The sequence below is a fragment of the Coleofasciculus sp. FACHB-712 genome (assembly GCF_014695635.1).
Classification (GTDB): domain Bacteria; phylum Cyanobacteriota; class Cyanobacteriia; order Cyanobacteriales; family FACHB-T130; genus FACHB-T130.
Genome location: NZ_JACJOQ010000695.1, coordinates 1 through 1,796, shown reverse-complemented (window position 1 = coordinate 1,796; position 1,796 = coordinate 1). Strand labels below are relative to the sequence as shown.

The following is a 1,796-nucleotide window of genomic DNA, read 5'->3' as shown; positions in this document are numbered from 1 at the left end:
TGAGCGGAGGTAGAATCCGGCTTGAAATCAAGCACCGAGATTGGATCTGGTATTTCCATGTTACCTACAATCTGAACTTTTTCGGTACACTTTGCCAGCTCCTCTCTTTCATAAATAACGCTTTCCATTACTTTCAAATCGTAGCGTTTGGGAATTACCTCTAAGCGCCGTGGTAAAGTATATTGAACAAATCTTGAATTCGTAGATATTTTACTAGGAAGAACACCTAATATTTCAATAGCTGGTTTATTGAGAAATTTTCTGAACTCATTATTTGTTTTAACAAAATCCTTGACGTTTACTAACCCTTGATTAGCAAAGGGTTTTAGATCGGAAGGAATAATTAGATAGTCAGCGGTGATTAGAGCAATTCTGGCATAAAGGTTTAAAGATGGTGGCGTATCAATAATTACAACATCGTATTGAGCCTCTACTGCTTTTAGTTTTTGCAGGAGCATTAGTTTACTAGAATCTTGTTGGTTTAGCTCAATTTCGTATTGCATTAAACTGATGTGGGAAGGCAACACATCAATTTCAGGGTTACTATACTGAGATTTCTTAGCAACTTCGTTTATAGGGTAAAACTCTTCTGACCTCAATAGATGACGAACATTGCAATCTTTTAGCTCATCTAGTTCTTCATCATCAAATTTTGCTAAACCTGCGGCAAAGGTAGTGTTAGCTTGACTATCTAAGTCAACAATCAGGACTTTTTTGCCTTTCTTTCTGATAGCAGCGGCTAGGTTAACAACGGTTGTTGTTTTGCCTACGCCGCCTTTGTTGTGGTAAACCGCAATTGTTTTCACAGTATGTTGCCTTTTTTGTTGAATAATTGGTGTGGATCTGAGTTGAGAATTAATTAATTCAGGTTGTAATGTTTTTTCCTCTACCAAAGGTTCATTTTGAGCGTTTTCAAGATTAATTTTGATATTGGTTGGATCTTCAGTAGTTTTTTCATTTAAGTTATTTCTACCAATAATAGTTTTTATATTGTCTATTTTAGAGCTAATCTCTCTGCCGGAACAGTGAAATACTAGCTGAATATTATCCTGATTTTTTTTATAAATTCTGAGTTCCTTGCCATTTGTTAACAATCCATATTCTACATTCAAACTCATTAAGTAGCGATTGAGTCTGCCAGTATGTCTATTTAAGTTTTGATTGGGATGCTTTGCTTCCATTACAACGCTTAATGGCGAGTTGTCATCCAACACAAATGGGATGACTTGCGCTGCAAATGCCAAAAAGTCTAATCGAATACTGCCAACGGCAATCTCTTGATGCCAAGTTTCTGGAGTATATCCTAGCTGTGGCAGCAGATATTGAACGATGAGTTTACTTTCTACTTCACTCTCATTTCGGCAAAGCTCAGGGTTGAAGTTCAATTGTGTTCTTCCTCTCCACGGCACTCATTGAAACCTTAAACCTATCTGATTGTCCTCAGAGCGAGGTTTTTCGTATTAGGGTATTGACCGCTTCTTAAGGACATGGGTCAAGTTCCTTTTAAAGTTTAGCGTCTGCTCAACTGGCAGTGGCAAAAGTGAGTTGGATGCGATCGCGTTTTCTTCTCGACTACGCAAACAGCCGTTAAAAACGGCATATTCTATGCGAGAAGGGCTTATGCACATACCAGCGGAGCGATCGCATCCTTGCACTAAACAACAAAATTAACCCCGTTTCAATAGCCCAGAGAAGCTATTCTTCAGCTTATCGATCGTTGCTTGAATCGCGTTCGGGACAGATGGCTGAGGAGGAACGGCAACTTGGATTGGCTCATCTGCATATTCAGAACCCTT

General features: G+C 38.8%; 2 protein-coding genes. Both read right to left on the bottom strand.

Annotated elements, in window-relative coordinates; translation table 11 throughout:
* Positions 1-1,385, bottom strand: a 1,385-nt coding sequence (locus H6F50_RS25900) for an AAA family ATPase (protein WP_190430922.1), incomplete at its 3' end; no start/stop codon positions are given.
* 282 nt (positions 1,386-1,667) lie between these two features.
* Positions 1,668-1,796 (bottom strand): HHL1-like protein (locus H6F50_RS28125; protein ID WP_347277206.1); only part of this gene is annotated, 129 nt, incomplete at its 5' end.